The following is a 2,176-nucleotide window of genomic DNA, read 5'->3' on the forward strand; positions in this document are numbered from 1 at the left end:
ACCACGGTCACAGTGCGTATTGTCGATGCGCTTGTGGGTGACCATGCATTCGATTCTCCCCAAACACTTTCTGCATTTGCCTTAGGTTTAGTTTTGTTCGTGATTACCTTACTTCTGAATATGATTTCGGTACGGCAGATTCGTAAGTTCAAAGCCAAATACAAGATTAATCGTTTATGAGTATAAGCATGAAGCAAGCGTCATATGTGGCGCATGAACAAGCTGAATCAGCCAAAGAGCACTGTTTTCATGACAAGCGCTTAGCCAAACGCGCACGAAAAGCTCAGTTGTTTAAAGCGCTTATGGTGGGTTGCATTGCCTTTACCATGTCGTTTTTGGCGTTCTTTTTATTTGATATTGGGCGCACGGCGCTGCCAGCTGCCAAACAAACATACGTGTTAGTGGATATTACATACTCTGAACACGCAGCTAAATCTTATCGTAAAGCGATTGATAAGACCTATCGCACGATTGTGAGCCGAGCGTGGTTGCGCACCATTCCCGAACAAATAAAACAAAATCCGAGTTTGTTGGGGAAAACTGAGCGGGTTTGGGTCTTGGCTGATGATCAAGTTGATCAGTACATCAAAGGCCACCATCACAACATCAAGAAAAAACATCTTACGACGATCGATGCTTTGCGTGAGCAAGGACGAGTTGAGCAGCGTTGGAACAGTATTTTCTTTAGCCGAGGGGACTCAAAGAGCCCGGAATATGCGGGTATTCAATCCGCAATTATCGGCTCGATATTGACCTTGGTAGTGACTATGGCCTTGGCTTTTCCTATTGGTGTGATGACGGCGATTTACTTGGAAGAATTTGCTTCTGACAACATGTTTACGCGCTTTGTTGAAGTGAACATCAATAACCTTGCCGCGATTCCATCTATTTTATTTGGCTTGCTCGGTTTATCGGTATTTATAAATCTTTTTGGCTTGCCTCGAAGCTCCCCATTAGTTGNCGGGATTACGCTCGCACTAATGACATTACCGATTATCATCGTGAGTTCTCGAGCAGCGTTACGCAGCGTGCCCGAATCGATTCGTCAGGCAGGTTTAGGGCTTGGTTTGACTAAACAAGAAGTCGTGAAAGACCACGTATTGCCCATTGCCCTGCCGGGTATATTAACCGGCAGTATCATTGGACTTGCGCAGGCCATGGGTGAAACTGCACCGTTGATCATTATTGGCATGATTGCCTTTATCCCCGATTCCCCGAGTTCAATTATGGAGGCTGCAACAGTGTTGCCAGCACAGATATTTACTTGGGCAGGTATGCCAGAGCGGGCATATGTTGAAAAAACGGCCGCCGGAATTGTCGTGATCTTATCGATCATCGTTCTATTGAATTCGTTAGCGATTTACTTGAGAAGAAAATATGAAGTTAAGTGGTAACTCTGATGCCTCGCGCACCAAGATCTCTGTGCAAGATTTGAATTTGCATTATGGGGATCATCACGCGCTGAAGAATATCAGCGTTGAGCTCAAAGAAAACAATATCACTGCCTTGATTGGCCCCTCAGGCTGCGGGAAATCCACATTTCTGCGGTGTTTAAATCGAATGAATGATTTGATTGATATCGTAAAAGTGGATGGTGTTGTCTCAGTGGATGGCAAAAACGTTTATGACAATGATGTGGACGAAGTCGCGGTTCGCAAACATATTGGAATGGTATTCCAGCAACCAAATCCATTTCCTAAATCCATCTACGATAATGTCGCTTATGCGCCCTTAAAACATCAGCAAGTTAAGAAAGGCGAAGACTGTGATCGTTTGGTTGAAAAGTCTCTCAGGTCTGCGGGTTTATGGGACGAGGTAAAAGACAAATTGCATTCTCCTGGTACAAGTCTGTCCGGAGGGCAACAACAACGTTTATGTATTGCGCGGGCCATTGCTGTTCAGCCTGATGTGATATTGATGGACGAGCCTACGTCGGCGCTTGATCCGATATCCACGCAACGCATTGAAGCGTTGATGCTCGATCTTAAAAAGTATTACACCATAGTGATTGTGACGCACAATATGCAGCAAGCAAAGAGGGTTGCTGATCAAACGGCACACTTCCATCTTGGTGAACTCATGATGTTTGGTCATACGCACGAGGTATTTGAGAGTCCAACCCATCCTACCACTGCCGATTATATCGCTGGTCGCTTTGGCTAGCGATTCAACGCAC

The 2,176-nt window shown here is 45.3% G+C and carries 2 protein-coding genes and 1 pseudogene; all 3 read left to right on the forward strand.

Going from position 1 to position 2,176, the window contains the following annotated elements; all coding sequences use genetic code 11:
• Positions 1–180 (forward strand): annotated as a pseudogene (locus A3739_RS30330) (phosphate ABC transporter permease subunit PstC); the annotation flags it as partial.
• An 8-nt stretch (positions 181–188) separates the two neighbouring features.
• A complete protein-coding gene (gene pstA / locus A3739_RS23865; protein WP_082878583.1) occupies positions 189–1,394 on the forward strand; it encodes a phosphate ABC transporter permease PstA in 1,206 nt (401 codons plus the stop codon).
• Entirely contained in the window at positions 1,378–2,163 is a 786-nt protein-coding gene (pstB, locus tag A3739_RS23870) for a phosphate ABC transporter ATP-binding protein PstB (protein WP_068481038.1), read from the forward strand. Before pstA ends, pstB begins: the two co-directional genes overlap by 17 nt.
• Positions 2,164–2,176: the final 13 nt, after the last annotated feature.

The sequence above is a fragment of the Oleiphilus sp. HI0067 genome (assembly GCF_001635735.1).